Source organism: Hydrogenophaga sp. 2FB, assembly GCF_005503365.1.
In the GTDB taxonomy this organism is placed as follows: Bacteria; Pseudomonadota; Gammaproteobacteria; order Burkholderiales; family Burkholderiaceae_C; genus Hydrogenophaga.
Window position 1 is genome coordinate 76,240 of sequence record NZ_SCML01000009.1, and the last position, 18,868, is coordinate 95,107.

Below are 18,868 nucleotides of genomic sequence, written 5' to 3' on the forward strand. Positions count from 1 at the left end.
TCAGGGTAGGTGCTGCTCGAGCCAGGCGTTCAGGTTGAGCAGCGACCAGATCAGCAGGCGCCGGTTCTGGCGACCCTGCAGGTGATCATCGACCAGCGAATGGATGCTCGCGCGGTCGAGATACTCGTAGATGCGCGGCTGCCCCTGCAGCAGCGTGCGGCGCACAAAGTCGATGCTTTCGCCCTTGAACCAACTGGCGTCAGGTGAGGAGAAGCCCTGCTTCTCTGCGTCCGCGATCCCCGCCGGTATGTGGCGACGCATCACGTCGCGCAGCAACTGCTTGCCGTCCCGCGTCTTTTGAAAGTACCTGTCCGTCTTGCCGCCCGGCTCGTTCTCGTTGATGCGCACCACCTCCGCCAGGTTGTTGAGCTTGAGGTTGACCGGGCATTGCATGGCGAAGTCGACCAGGTCGTTGTCCATGAAGGGCACGCGGGCCTCCAGCCCGTGCGCCATGCTGAGCTTGTCCTCCACCACGAACAGGCCGTGCAGGAAGGTCTTGGCCTCGAAGTAGAGCGAGTGGTTGATGTAGTCCTCGGGCCGGTCGAGCTCGTTGTCGTGCGTCAGGAAGACGTCGCGAAAGATGTCGCGCGTCCAGACGTGCTTCACGTCGCCCCAGATCGGTGCGAATACCTTGGACAGGGCCGTGTTGGGGATGAGCCGCTGCCAGAACGCGTAGTACTGATCGATGTAGTGCTCGAAGTCCTGGTTGACCGCGGCGCGGTAGTAGCGCCAGGGGTAACCACCGAAGAGCTCGTCCCCCCCGCTGCCGGACAGCACGACCTTGACGAACTTGCTGGCGAGTTGGGCGGCGTAGTAGTTGGGGTAGCTCTGACCCACCCGGGGCTCCTCCAGGTGCCAGGCCAGCCGGGGCATGCAGCGCTCCATGTCGCCGGCTTTGAGCACCATCTCGTAATGCTCGGTCTTGAAGCGCGCCGACATGGCCTCGGCTTTGACGCGTTCATCGAACGCCAACTCGATGCCAGAGGCCGAACTCAGGTCAAAACCGCAGGTGAAGGTCTTGAGGTTCGCGAAGGACTGTGCGGCAACCGCGGTGATCGAGCCGCTGTCCATGCCGCCCGACAGATAGGCGCCCAGCTCGACGTCGCTCACGAGCTGGCGGTTGACGGCTTGGCGGAACAGGCGGTCGAGCTCTTCCAGGTACTCCTCGCGGCTGGCGGGCTGGTCCGGTTCGCGGAAGCGGTAGTCCCAGTAGCGCGTGCGGACCAGTGCCGCGTTCGGCTGGCGCAGGTCCAGCGTGGCGTAGTGGCCCGCGGGCAGCAACTGCACATCCTCCAGCAAGGTGCGATCGGTGAAGATGTTCTGGAACGTCAGGTATTCCAGCAGCGCCGCTTTGTCCAGCTTCCGCTGGAACGCGGGATGGGTCAGGATCGCCTTCTGTTCCGATGCGAACAGCAACTGCCCGTTTTGCCGTGCCACGTACAAGGGCTTGATGCCGTAACGGTCGCGGGCGAGCAGCAGGCGTTGTTCCTTGCGGTCCCACAGGGCCAGTGCGAACATGCCGTTGAGGCGCCCCAGGGCCTCGGCGCCCCAACACGCCAGGGCGTGCAGCAGCACCTCGGTGTCGGATTGCGAGCGGAACCAGTAGCCAGCCGCCTGCAATTCGGCGCGCAACTCGCGGAAGTTGTAGATCTCGCCGTTGTAGGTGATGACGTAGCGGTGGTCGGCGCTGATCATCGGCTGATGTCCGCCGGGCGTGAGGTCGATGATGGCCAGGCGTCGGTGCCCGAACCCCACCGGTCCTTCGATCCAGTGGCCTTCGCCGTCAGGACCGCGATGGGCGATGGCATCGGTCATCCGCTGCAGGATGGCCGGCGACACCGCGTCGCCCGATAGATTGATCAGACCAGCGATGCCGCACATCAGGGGTTCGAGCTCAGAACCTGGTCGATCACATAGGCCTGTTCGGCCTCGCTCATGCCATGGAACAGCGGCAGCGAAATGCTGCAGTCATTGGCGGCCCAGGCATTGGGGAGGTCGCCTGACGACAGCTGGTACTTCTCGCGATAGAACTGCAGCATGTGCACGGCGTGCGTGGCCGGGCGCGTGGAGATGCCGGCTTTCAGCAGCCGGTCCATCCAGTCGTTGCGGCGCGCATTGACGCGGGCAATGGCATCGCGCGTGACAGGCTCGGGCTGGAACAGGCAGGGGTAGCTCTGGTAGCCATGGGTCATGTTGTCGATATGGGCCGGCGTGCGCAGCCAGGACAGGCCGGCGAACGCCTCGTCATAGACGTGCGCCAGGCGTTGGCGCTCGGCCACGATGGCCGCCGCACGGTCCATCTGCGCCGAGCCCAGGGCCGCCTGGATGTCGGTCATGCGCTGGTTGTAGCCGGCGTCGGGGTGGTCGGCCAGCAAGTAGGGGCGAGGGCCCAGGTGGCGCTGCAGGTCGCTGATGGCCGCCCCATGGTCGCGCAGCCGGCGCAGCTTCACCGCCAGTTCGTCGTCGTCGGTGGTGACCATGCCGCCTTCGCCGGTGGTGATGGCCTTGCGAGGGTGGAAGCTGAAGGACGCTGCGTGGCCGAAGGTGCCCACGTGGCGATCGCCGATGCGGCTGCCGAAGCCGCAGGCGGCATCTTCCAGCACCCAGAGCTTGTGTGCGCGTGCCAGGCGGTTCACGCCGTCCATGTCGGCCGGCAGGCCGAACAGGTGCACAGGCAGAATCGCGCGCGTGCGCGGCGTGATCTTGGCTTCGAGGTCGGCCAGGTCGAGGTTGAAGGTCTCGAGGTCGATGTCGCAGAACACCACCTTGCCACCCAGGTGCTCGATGACATTTGCAGTGGCAATCCAGGTGAAAGCCGGAACAATGGCTTCGTCACCAGGACCGAATCCCAGTGCGGCCAGCGCCAAGTGCAGGCCCGTGGTGCAGGAGGTCACAGCGATCGAATGTTTTGCGCCGGTAAAGGCGCTCCATTTGTCTTCGAACTCTCGCACCTTCGGACCCTGCACAAGCCAGCCACTTCGCAGTGGGCCGAGCACGCTCTGGATTTCTTCTTCGGTGAGTTGGGTGCGGGCAATGGGGACTTGCATGGTCGCGGTGTTTGTACTCATGGGATACCTTTTATGGTTCAGGTCGGCAGGCCGACGGCAGTGCGCCGCGCCGCTACCTCGGCCTTGTGCGAGGCGCGCCATTCGATCAGGCGGCGCAGCCCTTCATCGAGGCCAATCTCAGCGGTGAAGCCGATTTCCTGGCTGGCCTTCTTGGGCGAGCCGATGCGATTGCGCACCAGCGTGGCCTGGCTGCGCGGGGCGTAGCGGATCGGCTGCTGGCAGCCAGTAATCGCGATCAGCCTTTCGGCAAGTTCCTTCAGCGAGGTACGACGGCCGGTGCCCACGTTGTAGAAGCTGTCCACCGTGTCGGCCTTCATGGCGCACACGTTGGACAGTCCGCAATCTTCCACTGCCACGAAGTCGAAGGCCTCGGAGCCGTCGCCCATGATGGTCGGGCTCTCGCCTTTGTCGATCGCGTCAAGCATCTTCATGATCACGGCAATGTAGGCGCCGTGGTAGTCCTGACGCGGACCGTAGACGTTCATATAGCGCAGACCCACGAAGTTAAGGCCGTAGCGGTGGTGGTAGGCGCGCATCATGGCCTCGCCAGCAATCTTGGTGGCGCCGTAGAAGTTCTGGTTGTTGAACGGGTGGTTCTCGGTCATCGGCTCTTCCACGGCATCGCCGTACACGGAGGCCGAGGACGACCAGACCAGGCGCTTGACGCCCTTGGCCACACAGGCTTCCATCACGTTGAAGGTGCCGCGCACATTCACGTCGAACGCGGTGCGTGGGTATTCGTGGCATTGCAGCAGCCACAGTGCGGCGAGGTGGAACACGCCGTCTGCACCCTCGAAGGCCGATTGCAGGATGTCGGTCTGCATCACGTCGCCGCCCACGTCGTAGACGCGCACGCGTGGGTCTTTCAGCGCCTCGGTCAGGTTTTCGCGCGTGCCTCGCACAAAGTTGTCGTAGATGAGGACTTCGCCGATGTCTTCCTTGAGCAGGCGGTCCACGGTGTGCGAACCGATGAGACCTGCACCGCCCACGATCACGAATTTCTTGCCTCTGACGTCCATGTGTACTCCTCGTTGAATCGAATGTGTTGCTTCAGGCCGGGCACAGGGCCGACTGCAGCGCGTTGACCACGCGGATCTGGGTGGCCTCGTCCAGGCCCGGGTGCATGGGCAGGCTCATCACGCGCTGGGCAATCAGATCGCCCACGGGCAGACGGGCCGACGGGTCGGCCACCGCGGGTTGCTTGTTGAGTGGAATCGGGTAGTGCACGGCGGTGGGAATGCCAGCCTCCTTGAGTGCGGCCAGCACCACTTCGCGGTTGTCCACCTGGATGGTGTATTGCGCCCACGAGCTGACGTTGTGGCTCTCGATATGCGGCGTGGTGTCGATGCCCGCGGCGCGCAGCAGGCGTTCGTAGCGGGCGGCCACTTTCTGGCGCAGCGCGATCTCTTCGTCCAACACCTTGAGCTTGGGCAGCAGCACGGCCGCCTGCAGCGTGTCGAGCCGGCTGTTCACGCCCACGCGCACGTGGTGGTAGCGCCGGTCCTGGCCGTGGCGCGAGATCTGGCGCATCACCTTGGCCTGCTCGTCGTCGTTCGTGAAGATCGCGCCGCCGTCGCCATAGCACCCCAGCGGCTTGCTGGGGAAGAAGCTGGTGCAGGCGATCTGGCTCAGGTTGCAGCTCTTGCGCCCTTTGTAGAGTGCTCCGAAGCTCTGCGCCGCGTCCTCGATCACCGCGATGCCATGGCGCGCTGCGACCGCGTTGATAGTGTCGAAGTCGGCACACTGGCCAAACAAGCTCACCGGAATGATGGCCTTGGTGCGCGGCGTGATGGCGGCTTCGAGCTTCGCCGGGTCCAGGTTGTAGGTTTTCTCGTCGACGTCCACGTACACCGGCTGGGCTCGCAGCAGCGCCACGGTTTCAGCGGTGGCGATGTAGGTGAAGCCCGGTGTGATCACTTCATCGCCTGGGCCGATGCCCAGCGCCATCAAGGCGATCTGCAGCGCGTCGGTGCCATTGGCCACGGAGATGCAATGCCGCACACCGGTGTAGGCGGCCAGCTTTTCCTCGAGCTCGTCCACTTCGGGGCCCAGGATGTACTGGCCATGGTCGAGCACGCGCTGAATGCCGGCGTCGATCTCGGTCTTGAGCCGGCGGTATTGCGCCTTGAGGTCGATGAATTCCATGACTGATCAGCTCCTGAGTTTTTCCAGCGTGTTCCCGCGCAGCGCATAGCGCGCGCCGGTGTGTTCGCAGGTGGCTTCGGCAGCGCCCTCGACAGGCAAGGGCAAGCGCTCGCCGAACTCGCTCATCCAGCCGAGCTGTCGCGCCGGCACGCCCACCATCAGCGCGTAGGCTGGCACGTCGCGGTTAACCACCGTGCCCGCAGCCACAAAGGCGTGTTCGCCGATCGTCACCCCGCACACCACGGTGCAATTGGCGCCCAGCGTGGCACCGCGCTTGACCAGCGTGTCGCGGTACTCGTTCTTGCGTTCGATGAGCGCGCGGGGGTTGTAAACGTTGGTGAACACCATGCTGGGTCCGCAGAACACGCCTTCTTCCAGCGTGACATTGTCGTACACGCTTACGTTGTTCTGGATCTTGCAGCGGTCGCCGATGCGGACCCGGTTGCCCACGAACACGTTCTGCCCCAACGAGACGCCCGCGCCAATGCGTGCACCGGCGCACACATGCACGAAGTGCCAGACCCGCGAACCGGGCCCGATCTGCGCGCCTTCGTCCACGATGGCGCTGGGGTGGATGCTCACGTCCTGCATCAGCCGCGCCTGCCTTGCACGAAGGGGTGGACTTCGCCCGCCTCGCCGCGAACTGGCGTGGCGCTGCGGATGACGTCGACGGTTTCGATACAGTGGCGTGCATCGGCCAGGCCGTAACCGTGCCCGGCCAGCAACTCGCGGTAGCTGGTGGTGTGCAGGTCGGTGAAGCCTTCGGAGAATTCGAGCTGCTCGCCACTGATGTCGATGTTGCGGAAGGTGGACTTCTTGCCCTTCGCCTCGTCAGGCAGGTCGTTCGCGTCGATGGACAGGAACCAGCGCACGCGCGCGCGCTCGTACTCCAGGTAGCCGGCCGCATTGGCTTCACCGCTGTGGTGCACGACGTTGCGCTGCAGCTTGCCGAAGACGAAGTGCAGCATGTCGTAGAAGTGCACGCCGATGTTGGTGGCCACGCCGAAAGCCCTGCGTGGGTCGCCCTTCCAGCTCTCGGCATACCACTTGCCGCGCGAAGTGATGTAGGTCAGCTCGACATCGAACTTGGTGTCCTTGGGCGCGGCGGCCACTTTCTCGCGCAGTTTCAGGATGGCGTCGTGGTGGCGCAGTTGCAGGATGTTGAAGACGCGGCGCCCGGTCTCCTGCTCAATGCGCGCGAGCTCGTCGAGCAGGTCGGGCGTGGGCACCAGGGGCTTTTCGCAGATGACATCGCAACCCAGGCGCAGGCCGGCCGCGATGTGTGCGTGATGCAGGTAGTTGGGCGAACACACAGACACGTAGTCCAGCGCCGTGCTGCTCTGGCGCTTGAGCTGGTGTGCGTGCTCCAGGAAGCGCTCGAACTCGGTGAAGAACTCGCTTTGCGGCGAGATGCTGTCGATGATGCCGACCGAGTCGTTGACGTCGTAGGCCACCGAGAGCTTGTTTCCGGTGTCCTTGATGGCGCGCATGTGGCGCGGAGCGATGTAGCCGGCGGCGCCGATGAGGGCGAAGTTCTTCATGTGGGGTTGATCTATGTTCAGAGACGGAAGACGGTGAAACCGTCGCGCGTGGCGGCGTGGCGGTCGTACAGGCTCTTGAGGTCGCCCAGCACGGGCTGGCAGTCGCCCTTGCACAAGCGGCGCAGTGCGGCCGAATCCATCGCTCGGAATTCCTCGTGCCCCACAGCCACGATCAGGCTGTCCACCGGCTGCGCGCCATCCAGCGTCGAGAGCTCGATGCCGTATTCATGGCGCACTTCCTCGGGGTCGGCCCAGGGGTCGACCACTACCACGTTGACGTTCCAGGCCTGCAGTTCGCGCACCAGGTCGGCCACCTTGCTGTTGCGGATGTCGGGGCAGTTTTCCTTGAAGGTGACGCCCAGCACGCCGACCGTGCTGCGCGGCACGTCGATGCCGTTGTTGAGCATGCGCTTGATGACGTTGCGCGCCGCGTAGCGCGCCATGTTGTCGTTGATGCGCCGCCCGGCCAGGATGACCTGCGGGTGGTAGCCCACCTCTTCGGCCTTGTGCGTGAGGTAGTAGGGATCGACGCCGATGCAATGGCCGCCCACCATGCCGGGCCTGAAGGGCAGGAAGTTCCATTTGCTGCCGGCGGCTTCCAGCACCTCCAGCGTGTCGATGCCGATGCGTTCGAAGATGACTGAGAGCTCATTGACGAAGGCAATGTTGAGGTCCCGTTGGCTGTTCTCGATCACCTTGGCGGCTTCGGCAACCTTCAGGCTGCCGGCCTTCCAGGTACCCGCCTTGATGATCTGGGAATACAGCGCATCGACCGCGTCCGCCACCTCAGGCGTGCTGCCGCTGACGATTTTGCGGATGGTGGTGAGCGTGTTGACCTTGTCGCCCGGGTTGATGCGTTCCGGGCTATAGCCGCAGAAGAAATCTTTGTTGAATATCAGTCCGCTGTGGCGCTCAAGCACCGGGACGCAGACTTCCTCGGTGGCACCAGGGTAGACCGTGGATTCGTAGATCACCACATCTCCGGCTTTGAGCGCCAGTCCCACGGTTTCGCTGGCCTTGATCAGCGGCGTTAAGTCTGGCCGGTTGGCTTGGTCCACCGGGGTGGGCACCGTGACAATGAAGACTTGAGCTTCTTGTAGATCATTGTTGTCGCAACTGAAAGCCAGCTGTTTTGCCAGAGCAAGTTCTTCCGTGCTGCACTCGAGCGTGTGATCACGACCTTGGCGCAACTCGTTCACGCGATCGGCATTGATGTCGAAACCGAGCACCGGACGGTGCTTGCCGAATTCAACCGCCAGTGGCAGGCCCACATAGCCCAGGCCGATGATGGCTATAGTCTTCTGGTCAAGGTTCATTTACAGCTCAAGGGGTGAGAGAGCATCAGAGATCGACCTCACGAAGCCGCTTGCCGAGTTGGTCTTTGGCTGAGAGCTGCGGAGCGTCCGTGCTCGGCCATTCAATCCCGATGTCAGGATCGTTCCAAGCAATGCAGCGCTCATGCTGAGGCGCGTAGTAGTCGGTGGTCTTGTAGAGGAAATCGGCCGACTCACTGAGCACCAGGAAGCCGTGTGCTAGGCCCGCGGGAATCCACAGCTGTCGGTGGTTGTCCTCGCTGAGTTTAACGCCGGCCCAGCGTCCGAATGTGGGGGAGTTCTTTCGAATGTCCACCGCCACATCGAACACCTCGCCTCGCACCACCCGTACCAGCTTGCCCTGCGGCTGCTGAACCTGATAGTGCAGCCCACGCAGGACACCCTGGGCGCTGCGGCTGTGGTTGTCCTGGACGAAGTTCACGTCCAGGCCGGTGGCCTCGTTGAAAGCCTTCTGGTTGAAGCTCTCGAAAAAGAAGCCCCGCGCGTCACCGAACACCTTGGGTTCGATGATCAGCACGTCGGGAATGCGGGTGGGAATGACGTTCATCGCAGCACCGGGTCCCTGAGCAGGCGCATCAGGTATTGGCCATAGCCATTCTTCAGCACCGGTTGGGCCAAGGTCTCCAACTGTGCGTCATCAATCCAGCCATGCCGCCACGCGATCTCCTCCGGACAAGCAATCTTCAACCCCTGCCGGTGCTCCAGCGTGGCAATGAATTGCCCCGCCTGCAGCAAGCTGTCGTGCGTGCCGGTGTCCAGCCAGGCATAGCCCCGCTGCATGATCTGCACGTTCAACTGCCCGCGTTCCAGGTAGGCCTGGTTGACGGCGGTGATCTCCAGTTCGCCGCGCGCACTGGGCTTCACCGCGCGCGCAATGTCGACCACCTGCTGGTCGTAGAAATACAACCCCGTCACCGCGTAGTTGCTTTTCGGTTGCGCCGGTTTCTCTTCGATGCTGCGGGCCTTGCCCTGCGCATCGAAAGCCACCACGCCATAACGCTGCGGGTCGTTCACGTGGTACGCGAACACCGTGGCTCCCGACGTTTGTACATCGGCGTCGGCCAGCAGGCTCGCGAAGTCGTGGCCGTAGTAGATGTTGTCGCCCAGCACCAGCGCGCTCGGGCAGTCACCCAGGAAATCGGCGCCGATGATGAAGGCCTGCGCCAGGCCATCGGGGCTGGGCTGCACCGCGTACTGCAGGCTCATGCCCCAGGCGCTGCCGTCGCCCAGCAACTGCTGGAAGCGCGGCGTGTCCTGCGGCGTGCTGATCACCAGCACCTCGCGGATGCCGGCCAGCATCAACGTGGTCAGCGGGTAATAGATCATCGGCTTGTCGTACACCGGCAGCAATTGCTTGCTGATCGCCAGCGTGGCCGGGTGCAGGCGGGTGCCCGAGCCTCCAGCGAGGATGATGCCTTTGCGTTGCGTCATGCGTGGGTGCCCCGTGGATCAGAGGATTTCGGCGAGCATACGCCGCACACCGGTCTGCCAGTGGGGCAGGGCCAGTCCGAAAGTGTCGCGCAGGCGCCTCGTGTCCAGGCGCGAGTTCAGAGGGCGGCGCGCGGGTGTCGGGAAGGCCGTGGTCGGCACGGGCGCGACCTCTTGGGCCTTGAGCGCCAGCTCGGGCTTGAGCGCGCGGGCGGTGTCGAGCACGAAGCGGGCGTAGCCGTTCCAGGTTGTCTCGCCCGCCGCGCACAGGTGGTAGGTGCCGGCGCAGGTCGGCTCGCGCAAGGTCTGGCGGATGGCGTGGGCGGTGACGTCGGCGATCAGGTCGGCGCCAGTGGGCGCGCCCCATTGGTCGTCGATCACGGTCAGTCGCTCGCGCTCCTGCGCCAGCCGCAGCATGGTGCGCGCGAAGTTGCCGCCGCGCGCGGCGTAGACCCAGCTCGTGCGAAAGATCAGATGGCGCGCACCGCTGGCGCGCACCCGGTCCTCGCCATCGCGCTTGGTGGCGCCGTACACGCTCAAAGGCGCGGTGGCCGCGTCCTCGCGCCAGGGGGCATCACCGCTGCCGTCGAACACATAGTCGGTCGAGTAGTGCACCAGCAGGGCACCCACCGCGTGTGCGGCTTCGGCCAGCGCGCCGGGCGCCACGGTGTTGACGGTGCGCGCGAGTTCGGGTTCGCTCTCGGCGCGGTCCACGGCCGTGTGCGCGGCGGCGTTGACGATCACATCCGGTCGCAGCCGCAGCACCGTCTCGCGCAGGCGTTGCGGTTGGCTGAGATCGCCGCAACCGCCATCTGCCTCGGTGCTGTGCCGGTCCAGCGCGACAAGCCCGCCCAGCGGCGCGAGGCTGCGCTGCAGCTCCCAGCCGACCTGACCGTTCTTGCCGAGCAACAGGATCTTCATGCGGCCGCCGTCGCCCCGTACTGCGTCTGCACCCACTGGCGGTACGCGCCGCTCTGCACGCGCGCGACCCAGTCGGCGTGGTCCAGGTACCACTGCACCGTCTTGCGGATGCCGGTCCCGAAGGTTTCGGCCGGCTTCCAGCCGAGTTCGGCTTCGAGCTTGCGCGCGTCGATTGCGTAGCGGCGGTCGTGGCCGGGGCGGTCTTTCACGTGGGTGATCTGCGTGGCGTACGACTGGCCATCCGCTCGCGGGCGCAGCTCATCGAGCAAAGCGCAGATGGTGTGCACGATCTCGATGTTGGGCTTCTCGTTCCAGCCACCCACGTTGTAGGTTTCGCCTACCGTACCGGCGTCCAGCACCCGGCGGATCGCGCTGCAGTGGTCCTTCACGTACAGCCAGTCGCGCACCTGCATGCCGTCGCCGTACACCGGCAGGGGCTTGCCCGCGAGCGCGTTGACGATCATGAGCGGGATCAGCTTCTCGGGGAAATGGAACGGGCCGTAGTTGTTCGAGCAGTTGGTGGTCAGCACCGGCAGGCCGTGCGTGTGGTGCCAGGCGCGTACCAAGTGGTCGCTCGCGGCCTTGCTGGCCGAGTAGGGGCTGTTCGGTTCGTAGGTGTGTGTTTCGGTGAAGGCGGGCGCGTCGGGCGCCAGACTGCCGTACACCTCGTCGGTGCTCACGTGCAGGAAGCGGAAAGCCGCGCGCTCGGCGTCGGCCAAGCCGGCCCAATGGGCGCGCACGGCTTCGAGCAGGCGGAAGGTGCCGACCACGTTGGTCTGGACGAAGTCTTCCGCGCCGTGGATCGACCGGTCCACATGGCTTTCGGCGGCGAAATGCACGACCGCGCGCGGGCGGTGCTCGGCCAGCAGCCGGGCCACCAGCGCGCTGTCGCCAATGTCGCCTTGCACGAACACATGGCGTGGATCGCCCTGCAAGCTGGCCAGGGTTTCCAGGTTGCCGGCGTAGGTGAGCTTGTCGAGGTTGATGACCGGCTCGTTGTTGAGCGCGAGCCAGTCGAGCACGAAGTTGGCGCCGATGAAGCCAGCGCCACCAGTGATCAGAATCATGGGTTGTCCCTTGGGGGTTGGTCTTCAAGCGCCTTCAGGCCGCTTGGCACCCCGCATTATCTTCGGTCTGCCGGGCCTCCCGGGCGACCGCAATGTTCCATTAGTGACCGTGTGAAACGGTCTCGCCGGCCTTGAGCTGGTACACCGTGCCGCAGTACGGGCACTTGGCGGCGCCCGTGGCGGCCACGTCCAGGTACACCTTGGGGTGGCTGTTCCACAGCTTCATGTCGGCCAGGGGGCTGGGGCAGAAGACGCCACCTTGGGCGTTGAGGTCGGAGGCCTTGAGTTCAACGGCGGCTTTGCTCATGGCGTGTTCCTCAGACCTTGGCGAGCCAGGAGGCGTACTTCGGATTGCGGCCGTTGACGATGTCGAAGAACGCGGCCTGGATCTTTTCGGTGATTGGGCCGCGGCTGCCGACGTAGTCGCCCTTGCCGAGTTCGATGCGGTCGAGTTCGCGGATCGGGGTCACTTCGGCGGCGGTGCCGGTGAAGAAGGCTTCGTCGGCGATGTAGACCTCGTCGCGCGTGATGCGCTTCTGCACGATCTCCAGGCCCAGGTCCTTGGCGATGCTGAACACGGTGTTGCGCGTGATGCCGTTGAGCGCGCCGGCGGAGAGGTCGGGCGTGTAGATGACGCCGTTCTTCACGACGAAGATGTTCTCGCCCGCGCCTTCGCTCACGAAGCCGCTGGAATCGAGCAGCAGGGCTTCGTCGTAGCCGTCGTCCAGGGCCTCCATGTTGGCCAGGATGCTGTTGCTGTAGTTGCTCACCGCCTTGGCCTGCGTCATGGTGATGTTGACGTGGTGGCGGGTGTAGCTGCTGGTCTTGACGCGGATGCCGCGCTTCATGCCTTCTTCGCCCAGGTAGGCGCCCCAGGTCCAGGCCGCGACCATGAGGTGGATCTGGTTGCCCTTGGGGCTCACGCCGAGTTTCTGGTCACCGATCCACACCAGCGGGCGGATGTAGCCACTCTCGAGCTTGTTCTCGCGCACCACGGCCTTCTGCGCCTCGTTCACCTCGTCCTGGGTGAAGGGGATCTTCATGCGCAGGATCTTGGCGCTGTTGAACAGGCGCTCGGTGTGCTCCTCGAGCCGGAAGATCGCCGTGCCGTTGACCGTGTTGTAGGCGCGCAAGCCCTCGAAGGCGCCACAGCCGTAGTGCAGGGTGTGGGTCAACACGTGGATCTTGGCGTCGCGCCAGTCCACCATCTGGCCGTCCATCCAGATCTTGCCGTCGCGGTCGGACATCGAGGGAACGATGGGGCTCATGTGGGTCCTTGGGGTAGTTCGTCGGAAGCGGCAGTCTGCGCTGCCAAACCGGCGATTTTACGGCGTTGGCGCGCCGGCCCCAGGAGCCGATGGGTCGCCACCCGACGGTGCCGCTGGGGCTTATTCGTCTGTGTTCGGACGTTCCAGCTTCCAGCCCAGCAGCTTGCCGTTCTTGAACTCCACCGTCACGGTCGAGTTGCCGTTGTCGCGCCAGCGGTAGACCTCGGGCTGCACGCCTTCGTCGGACAGGCGCTCGCCGAGCGAGCGCGTCATGGCCATCACGTGCATCAGCGTCACGCCCGGCTTGAGCTTGACGTTGAGCATCACGGCGCTGTCCACGTAGCCGATGGGACGGTCGGACGCGCGCTTGAGCACCGTCATGAGGCGGGTGAAATGCAGCAGCATCCACATCACCAGTCCGCCGCCGACAGCGGCCACGCCGGGCCAGCCATAGGTGCGGTGGGCGAGGTAGAGCAGGCTCACGCCGGCCGCGAAATAAAGCAGTTTCTGAAATCGCATGGGGGGATTGTCGGTGCAAGCCCGCGCCGCGAGCCTGCGGGTAGTACGGATGGATTCAGGCCAGGCTGCGCGCCAGCTCCATGGCCTCTTCGATGCGGTCCACGCCATGCACCGTGAGGCCTTCGAAGGCCTTGTCGTTCTTGCGCGGCAGGTTGGCCTTGGGCACCACCGCCACGCTGAAACCCAGCTTGGCCGCCTCTTTCAGCCGGTCCTGGCCGCGCGGCGCGGGCCGTACCTCGCCGGCCAGGCCCACCTCGCCAAAGGCAATGAAACCCTTGGGCAAGGCCTTGCCGCGCAGGCTGGACGTGATGGCGAGCATGACTGCCAGGTCGGCCGCCGGCTCGCTGATGCGCACGCCGCCGACCGCGTTGACGAACACGTCCTGGTCCATGCAGGCCACGCCGGCGTGGCGGTGCAGCACCGCCAGCAGCATGGCCAGGCGGTCGCGGTCCAGGCCGACCGAGAGCCGCCGCGGGCTCGGGCCGCCGCTGTCCACCAGCGCCTGGATCTCCACCAGCATCGGGCGCGTGCCTTCCAGTGTCACCATCACGCAGCTGCCTGGCACGGGCTCCGAATGCTGCGAGAGAAAGATCGCACTCGGGTTGCTCACGCCCTTGAGGCCTTTCTCCGTCATCGCGAACACGCCGATCTCGTTGACCGCGCCAAAGCGGTTCTTGATCGCGCGGATCAGGCGGAAGCTGCTGTGCGTGTCGCCCTCGAAATACAGCACGGTGTCGACCATGTGCTCCAGCACGCGCGGGCCGGCCAGCGCGCCTTCCTTGGTCACGTGGCCCACCAGCACGATGGCCGTGCCGCTGGCCTTGGCCGCGCGCGTGAGGTGGGCCGCGCACTCGCGCACCTGCGCCACCGAGCCGGGGGCGGAGGTGAGCTGTTCGGAGTACACGGTCTGGATCGAGTCGATCACCGCGATGGTGGGGTGGGTCGCGTCCAGCGTGGCCAGGATTTTTTCCAGCTGGATCTCGGCCAGCACGCTGACCTGCGAGCCGTCCAGCCCGAGCCGGCGCGAGCGCAGCGCTACCTGGGCGCCGCTTTCCTCGCCCGTCACGTAGAGCGTTTTCAGGCCCGCGCGCTGCAGCGAATCCAGCGCCTGCAGCAGCAAGGTCGACTTGCCAATGCCCGGGTCGCCGCCGATCAACACCACGCCACCTTCCACAATGCCGCCGCCGAGCACGCGGTCGAGTTCGTCGTGGCCGGTGGGCGTGCGCTGCACGTCGGTGGCGTCGATGTCGGCCAGTGTGGTCACCTCGGCCGTCTTGGCCAGCGCGGCGAAGCGGTTTTTCGAGGGCGCAGACGATTCCGCGACGGATTCGATCAACGTGTTCCATGCATTGCAGTGCGGGCATTTGCCCAGCCACTTGGGGCTGTTGCCGCCGCATTCGTTGCAGGTGTATTGGGTTTTGTCTTTGGCCATGGTGCCGGGCAATATAGTCGACGCCTCCATGTCCTCTTCCGATACCACCGCTGCCTTGCGCGTGCTGCCGCCTTCCGCGCAGCCGATGTCGGCCGCCGCGCGCGCCTACAACCTGCAGCTCACGCGCATCGACAAGCTCAAGAGCCAGCTCGCCGAGATGGACACACTGGCGCAGCGGCACCGCGCCGAGCTGCACGGCGCGGTGGAGCCGCTGCGTCGGCAACTGGCGCGGGACCAGCGCGCGCTGGCCCTGGCGCTGGACGAACACCTGCAAGGCAAGCTGCTCAGCCGTCTGCAGGCCGACACCGCGCGCGCCGTGCTGTGCCGCCTGGCGCGCACCCTGGCCGACGCGGGCGACACGGCGATGCGCGAACTGCACGACCGCCACAGCCCACGCACGCTCGCGCAACTGAAGCAGGACGCGGCCGACGCGATGCGCCAACGGCTGGAGGCCGTGCTGGGTGAGCCGCTGGAGGACGATGGCCAGGCGCTGAGCGCCGAGCAGCTGCTGCGCGCGGGCATGGAGCGCTTGCGGCGTTCACAGGAGGAAGAGCAGGAGCGCCGCCGCGAGGCCATACAGGCCCGGCGCGCGCGCAAGAAGCCCGGCGCCGTGCAGCACGAGACCGAGCGGCACGATGCCAATACGCTGCTGCGCCGCCTGTTCCGCCAGCTTGCCAGCGCCCTGCACCCGGACCGCGAGAGCGATCCGCAACTGCGCTTGCACAAGACCGCGCTCATGAGCGAGGCCAACGCCGCGTACGACAAGCGCGATCTTGTGGCGTTGCTGCAGATCCAGGCCCGCGCCGAGCTGACCGACCCCGAGGCCGTGCACCACCTGTCGGACGCGCGCCTGGCCTCGCTCACGCTGTTGCTCAAGGCCCAGGTGGCCGAGCTGGAGCGCGAGCGCGCCGCGCGCCAGAACGCCTTGGCCGATGAGTTCGACTTGCCCGAGGGGCAGTCACCCAATGCCAACACCTTGCAGCAGCAAAGGATTGATCAGACCCGCGCGCTGGAGGCCGCGTTGGCGCAACTCTCGAACGACCTCGAACAGGTGGACGACCCGGCGCGCCTCAAGCGCTGGCTCAACGCCCTGCGAGACCCGTAAAGCCCTGAACCAGATCGCGCGTGAGTTCCGCCGCGGACACCTCGCGGCAACCGCTGGCGTTCTGCCCCGACCACAGCGGTGAAAAATCGCCGCTGCCCTTCGCCTCCCAATGCGCGCGCAGCGGTGCCATGGCGGCCGTGGCGAGTGGGAAGGCCGGCGCGACGGGGTTCATCGGTCCGAGTTCGCGCATCACCCGGTTCACGATGCCGCGCGCCGGGCGCCCGGTGAACAGGTGGGTGAGGGCGGTGTGGTGCGCGGCCTCGCTCTGCAGCGCCGCGCGGTGGATCGCGCTCGTGGTGGCTTCGGTGCAGCACAAATAGGCGGTGCCCACCTGCACGCCCGACGCACCCAGTGCCATGGCCGCGGCCACGCCGCGCGCATCGGCAATGCCGCCGGCCGCGATCACCGGCACGCTCACGGCCGACACGATCTGGGGCAGCAGCGCGAACGTGCCGCTCTGCGTGGTGAGATCGTCTGACAGGAACATGCCGCGATGACCACCGGCCTCCACGCCCTGGGCAATGATGGCATCGGCTCCAAAAGCCTCGAGCCATCGCGCCTCTTCCACCGTGGTGGCCGACGACAGCACCACGCTGCCCCAGCTCTTCACGCGGTCCAGCAGGTCCAGGTCGGGCAGGCCAAAGTGAAAACTCACCACCTTCGGGCGAAAGCGTTCCAGGATGTCGGCCGCCGCGCGGCTGAACGGCACGCGGCCCGCGCCCGGGGGCACGCTGTCGATGTCGAGTCCGGCCTCGTGGTAGTAGGTGGCCAGCCAGGCGCGCCACGCCGCTTCGCGCGCCTCGTCGGGCTCGGGCGGCACATGGCAGAAGAAGTTGACGTTGTACGGCCGCGTGGTGCCCGCCGCCAGGGTCGTCAGCTCGCGCTCCAGCGCCTCGGGCGACAGCATGGCGCAGGGCAGGGACCCCAGCGCCCCCGCGTTGCACACCGGTACCGCGAGCGCGGCGCCCTGCACGCCCGCCATGGGCGCCTGGATCAAAGGATGTTCGGTGCCGAGCAGGGTGGTGAGTGCGTTCATGCGCGCCATTCTCACCGGGACACCCCCACCGGGTAAACCATGAAAGTGTTTCCAAAAAAATCATTTAACATGTTAAATAAATGAGCGACGAAACCACCCCCTTCATCCACCGCAACCTGCCGCGCCTGCTGCTCGAAGCGCGCGAGGCCGTGATGCTGCACACCCGGCCCAGCCTGCGCGAGCACGGCCTGTCCGACCAGCAATGGCGCGTGTTGCGCGTGCTGGGCGAACACGCGCAACTGCCCGGTGGTGTGGAAACCGGGCGCGTGGCGCGCGAGGCTTTTTTGCTCGGTCCCAGCCTCACCGGTGTGCTCACCCGCATGGAGCGCGACGGCCTGATCTCGCGCAGCCGCTGCGGGGAAGACGCTCGGCGCACCGTGGTGCGCGCCACACCGGCGGGCCTGAAGCGGGTGAAGAGCCTATCCAGCACCATCGAGGCGCACTACGTCTGGATGGAACAGCGCCTGGGTGCAGAACGCCTGGGGCAGCTCTACGCCTTGCTCGACGAGGTGATCGCGCTCGAAGCACCCGCCGATGCCGAGGCCGACAACCTGGAGGAAGACGCCGCATGACAACAATGCCCTGGATGCCGGCCGGCACGGTCTACGGCACGCTGCTCAACTTCCAGCGCGAACACGCGCTGTGGGCGCCGCGCATGAACGACGCGCCCTACAAGGCCGCGCCACAGGCGCCGGTGCTCTACATCAAGACCGCCAACACCTTCACGCCGTCCGGTCAGGCCATCGCCTTGCCCGCCGGCGCGGCGGTGCAGGTCGCGGCCTCGTTGGGTTTGGTGATGGGCGGCGACGGCGTGGTGGGCGCGGTGCTGTTCAACGACGTGTCGGTCGTGCACGAGAGCTACTACCGGCCGGCGGTCAAGGCGCATTGCCTGGACGGTTTCCTGGGCGTGGGCGCCGAGTGCGTGCCCCTGTCGCGGGTCGGCGGCATGGTGGGGCTGGCGGGTTTGCAGATCGAGTTGCACATCAATGGCGTGCACCGGCAGACCGCGGTCCTGGCCGACCTGGTGCGCGACCCCGCGACCCTGTTGGCCGCGGTGAACGGTTTCATGACGCTGCGCCCCGGCGACGTGCTGATGCTGGGCACCGACTGCCTGCCCGATGGCACGCGGCCGTTGGTGCACGCGGGCGATACGGTGGAGATCACCGCCGCGGGGTTCGCGCCCACGCGCCATTCTTTCGTGAAGGAGGCCGCCGCATGAAGCGCGCCCGCATCGCCTGGGCCGGCGCGGTCCACGACGCCATCGAGCACGAGGGTCAGCTCGAGCTGCTCACGCCCGCGTTCAGTGGCCGACGGGTCGGATTCGACGACGTGGTCTGGCTGCCGCCGTTGCCACCCTTGCCGCCCCAGCGCCCGCGCACCGTGCTCGCGCTCGGCCTGAACTACGCCGACCACGCCAGGGAACTCGCCTTCAAGGCGCCGGAGGAACCGCTGGCCTTCGTGAAAGGCGAGGCGTCTTTCACGGGCCACCGTGCCTTCACGCTGCGTCCGCATGGCGTGCAATTCATGCACTACGAATGCGAACTCGCGGTGGTGATCGGGCGCACGGCACGGCGCGTGAACAAGGACGACGCGCTGGACTTCGTGGCCGGCTACACGGTGGCCAACGACTACGCGATCCGCGACTACCTGGAGAACTGGTACCGCCCCAACCTGCGCGTGAAGAACCGCGACACCTGCACGCCCATCGGGCCGTGGCTGGTGGACGCCGCCGACGTGCACGAACGCCACGGAGGGCCGATGAACCTCGCGCTGCAGACGACGGTGAACGGCAAGCTCACGCAGCAAGGCCACACGCGCGACATGATCTTCGACGTGCCCACGCTCATCGAGTATTTCAGCGCCTTCATGACGCTGGAACCCGGCGACGTGATCCTCACTGGCACGCCCGATGGCGTGGTCGATTGCCAGCCGGGCGACGTGATCGTCACGTCCATCGAAGGCATCGGCGAGCTCGTCAACACCATCACCCAACACCCTTGATCC

At 65.9% G+C, this 18,868-nt stretch carries 20 protein-coding genes; 4 read left to right on the top strand and 16 right to left on the bottom strand.

Translation table 11 applies throughout. The features are described 5' to 3' along the window. The 15 genes from asnB to radA form a co-directional block, all read right to left on the bottom strand. Window positions 1-1,881 carry an asparagine synthase (glutamine-hydrolyzing) gene (asnB, locus tag FFS09_RS07660; protein ID WP_137918279.1) on the bottom strand — a complete coding sequence of 627 codons (1,881 nt, stop codon included), beginning with the start codon at window positions 1,879-1,881 and terminating at the stop codon, window positions 1-3. Continuing rightward, window positions 1,881-3,068 carry a DegT/DnrJ/EryC1/StrS family aminotransferase gene (locus FFS09_RS07665; protein ID WP_252374279.1) on the bottom strand — a complete coding sequence of 396 codons (1,188 nt, stop codon included), beginning with the start codon at window positions 3,066-3,068 and terminating at the stop codon, window positions 1,881-1,883. The genes asnB and FFS09_RS07665 overlap by 1 nt, the downstream gene beginning before the upstream one ends. Before the next feature lie 17 nt (window positions 3,069-3,085). Further along, a complete protein-coding gene (locus FFS09_RS07670; protein ID WP_137918280.1) occupies window positions 3,086-4,087 on the bottom strand; it encodes an NAD-dependent epimerase/dehydratase family protein in 1,002 nt (333 codons plus the stop codon). 31 nt (window positions 4,088-4,118) lie between these two features. After that, window positions 4,119-5,213 (bottom strand): DegT/DnrJ/EryC1/StrS family aminotransferase, encoded by a 1,095-nt coding sequence (locus FFS09_RS07675; RefSeq protein WP_137918281.1) that lies wholly within the window; start codon window positions 5,211-5,213, stop codon window positions 4,119-4,121. Window positions 5,214-5,219: 6 nt separating this feature from the next. Further along, window positions 5,220-5,804 (bottom strand): UDP-2-acetamido-3-amino-2,3-dideoxy-D-glucuronate N-acetyltransferase, encoded by a 585-nt coding sequence (wbpD, locus tag FFS09_RS07680; protein WP_137918282.1) that lies wholly within the window; start codon window positions 5,802-5,804, stop codon window positions 5,220-5,222. After that, on the bottom strand, window positions 5,804-6,754 hold the full coding sequence (locus FFS09_RS07685; protein ID WP_137918283.1) for a Gfo/Idh/MocA family protein: 951 nt from the start codon (window positions 6,752-6,754) through the stop codon (window positions 5,804-5,806). Before FFS09_RS07685 ends, wbpD begins: the two co-directional genes overlap by 1 nt. A gap of 17 nt (window positions 6,755-6,771) precedes the next feature. Then, window positions 6,772-8,070 carry a nucleotide sugar dehydrogenase gene (locus FFS09_RS07690; protein ID WP_137918284.1) on the bottom strand — a complete coding sequence of 433 codons (1,299 nt, stop codon included), beginning with the start codon at window positions 8,068-8,070 and terminating at the stop codon, window positions 6,772-6,774. 25 nt (window positions 8,071-8,095) lie between these two features. Then, window positions 8,096-8,635 carry a dTDP-4-dehydrorhamnose 3,5-epimerase gene (gene rfbC / locus FFS09_RS07695; protein WP_137918285.1) on the bottom strand — a complete coding sequence of 180 codons (540 nt, stop codon included), beginning with the start codon at window positions 8,633-8,635 and terminating at the stop codon, window positions 8,096-8,098. Beyond that, window positions 8,632-9,519: a glucose-1-phosphate thymidylyltransferase RfbA gene (gene rfbA / locus FFS09_RS07700; protein ID WP_137918286.1), complete on the bottom strand. Its 888-nt coding sequence runs from the start codon at window positions 9,517-9,519 to the stop codon at window positions 8,632-8,634. The genes rfbC and rfbA overlap by 4 nt, the downstream gene beginning before the upstream one ends. Before the next feature lie 18 nt (window positions 9,520-9,537). After that, window positions 9,538-10,437, bottom strand: coding sequence for a dTDP-4-dehydrorhamnose reductase (rfbD, locus tag FFS09_RS07705; RefSeq protein ID WP_137918287.1), 900 nt, complete (start codon window positions 10,435-10,437; stop codon window positions 9,538-9,540). Beyond that, the gene (gene rfbB / locus FFS09_RS07710; protein ID WP_137918288.1) at window positions 10,434-11,504 is read right to left on the bottom strand and encodes a dTDP-glucose 4,6-dehydratase; all 1,071 of its coding nucleotides are present in this window, start codon (window positions 11,502-11,504) and stop codon (window positions 10,434-10,436) included. Before rfbB ends, rfbD begins: the two co-directional genes overlap by 4 nt. A 100-nt stretch (window positions 11,505-11,604) precedes the next feature. Beyond that, a complete protein-coding gene (locus FFS09_RS07715) occupies window positions 11,605-11,811 on the bottom strand; it encodes a zinc-finger domain-containing protein (protein ID WP_137918289.1) in 207 nt (68 codons plus the stop codon). A gap of 10 nt (window positions 11,812-11,821) precedes the next feature. Next, a complete protein-coding gene (locus FFS09_RS07720; protein WP_137918290.1) occupies window positions 11,822-12,772 on the bottom strand; it encodes a branched-chain amino acid transaminase in 951 nt (316 codons plus the stop codon). Window positions 12,773-12,892: 120 nt separating this feature from the next. After that, complete coding sequence (locus FFS09_RS07725) at window positions 12,893-13,291, bottom strand: glycerate kinase (protein WP_137918291.1); 399 nt, start codon at window positions 13,289-13,291, stop codon at window positions 12,893-12,895. Between the two features lie 55 nt (window positions 13,292-13,346). Beyond that, a complete protein-coding gene (radA, locus tag FFS09_RS07730) occupies window positions 13,347-14,723 on the bottom strand; it encodes a DNA repair protein RadA (protein ID WP_137918292.1) in 1,377 nt (458 codons plus the stop codon). A 28-nt stretch (window positions 14,724-14,751) separates the two neighbouring features. On the opposite strand from radA, the gene FFS09_RS07735 reads away from it, so the two are divergent. After that, a complete protein-coding gene (locus FFS09_RS07735) occupies window positions 14,752-15,828 on the top strand; it encodes a coiled-coil domain-containing protein (protein ID WP_137918293.1) in 1,077 nt (358 codons plus the stop codon). On the opposite strand, the gene FFS09_RS07740 is transcribed toward FFS09_RS07735, so the two are convergent. Continuing rightward, window positions 15,806-16,864, bottom strand: a complete 1,059-nt coding sequence (locus FFS09_RS07740) for an NAD(P)H-dependent flavin oxidoreductase (protein ID WP_137918294.1) — start codon at window positions 16,862-16,864, stop codon at window positions 15,806-15,808. The genes FFS09_RS07735 and FFS09_RS07740 overlap by 23 nt on opposite strands. Before the next feature lie 80 nt (window positions 16,865-16,944). On the opposite strand from FFS09_RS07740, the gene hpaR reads away from it, so the two are divergent. From hpaR to FFS09_RS07755, 3 genes are read left to right on the top strand one after another with little or no spacing between them, the layout of a single operon-like run. Then, a complete protein-coding gene (hpaR, locus tag FFS09_RS07745) occupies window positions 16,945-17,436 on the top strand; it encodes a homoprotocatechuate degradation operon regulator HpaR (protein ID WP_137918295.1) in 492 nt (163 codons plus the stop codon). Further along, on the top strand, window positions 17,433-18,083 hold the full coding sequence (locus tag FFS09_RS07750) for a fumarylacetoacetate hydrolase family protein (RefSeq protein WP_137918296.1): 651 nt from the start codon (window positions 17,433-17,435) through the stop codon (window positions 18,081-18,083). The genes hpaR and FFS09_RS07750 overlap by 4 nt, the downstream gene beginning before the upstream one ends. Beyond that, entirely contained in the window at window positions 18,080-18,865 is a 786-nt protein-coding gene (locus FFS09_RS07755; protein ID WP_137918297.1) for a fumarylacetoacetate hydrolase family protein, read from the top strand. Before FFS09_RS07750 ends, FFS09_RS07755 begins: the two co-directional genes overlap by 4 nt. Window positions 18,866-18,868: the final 3 nt, after the last annotated feature.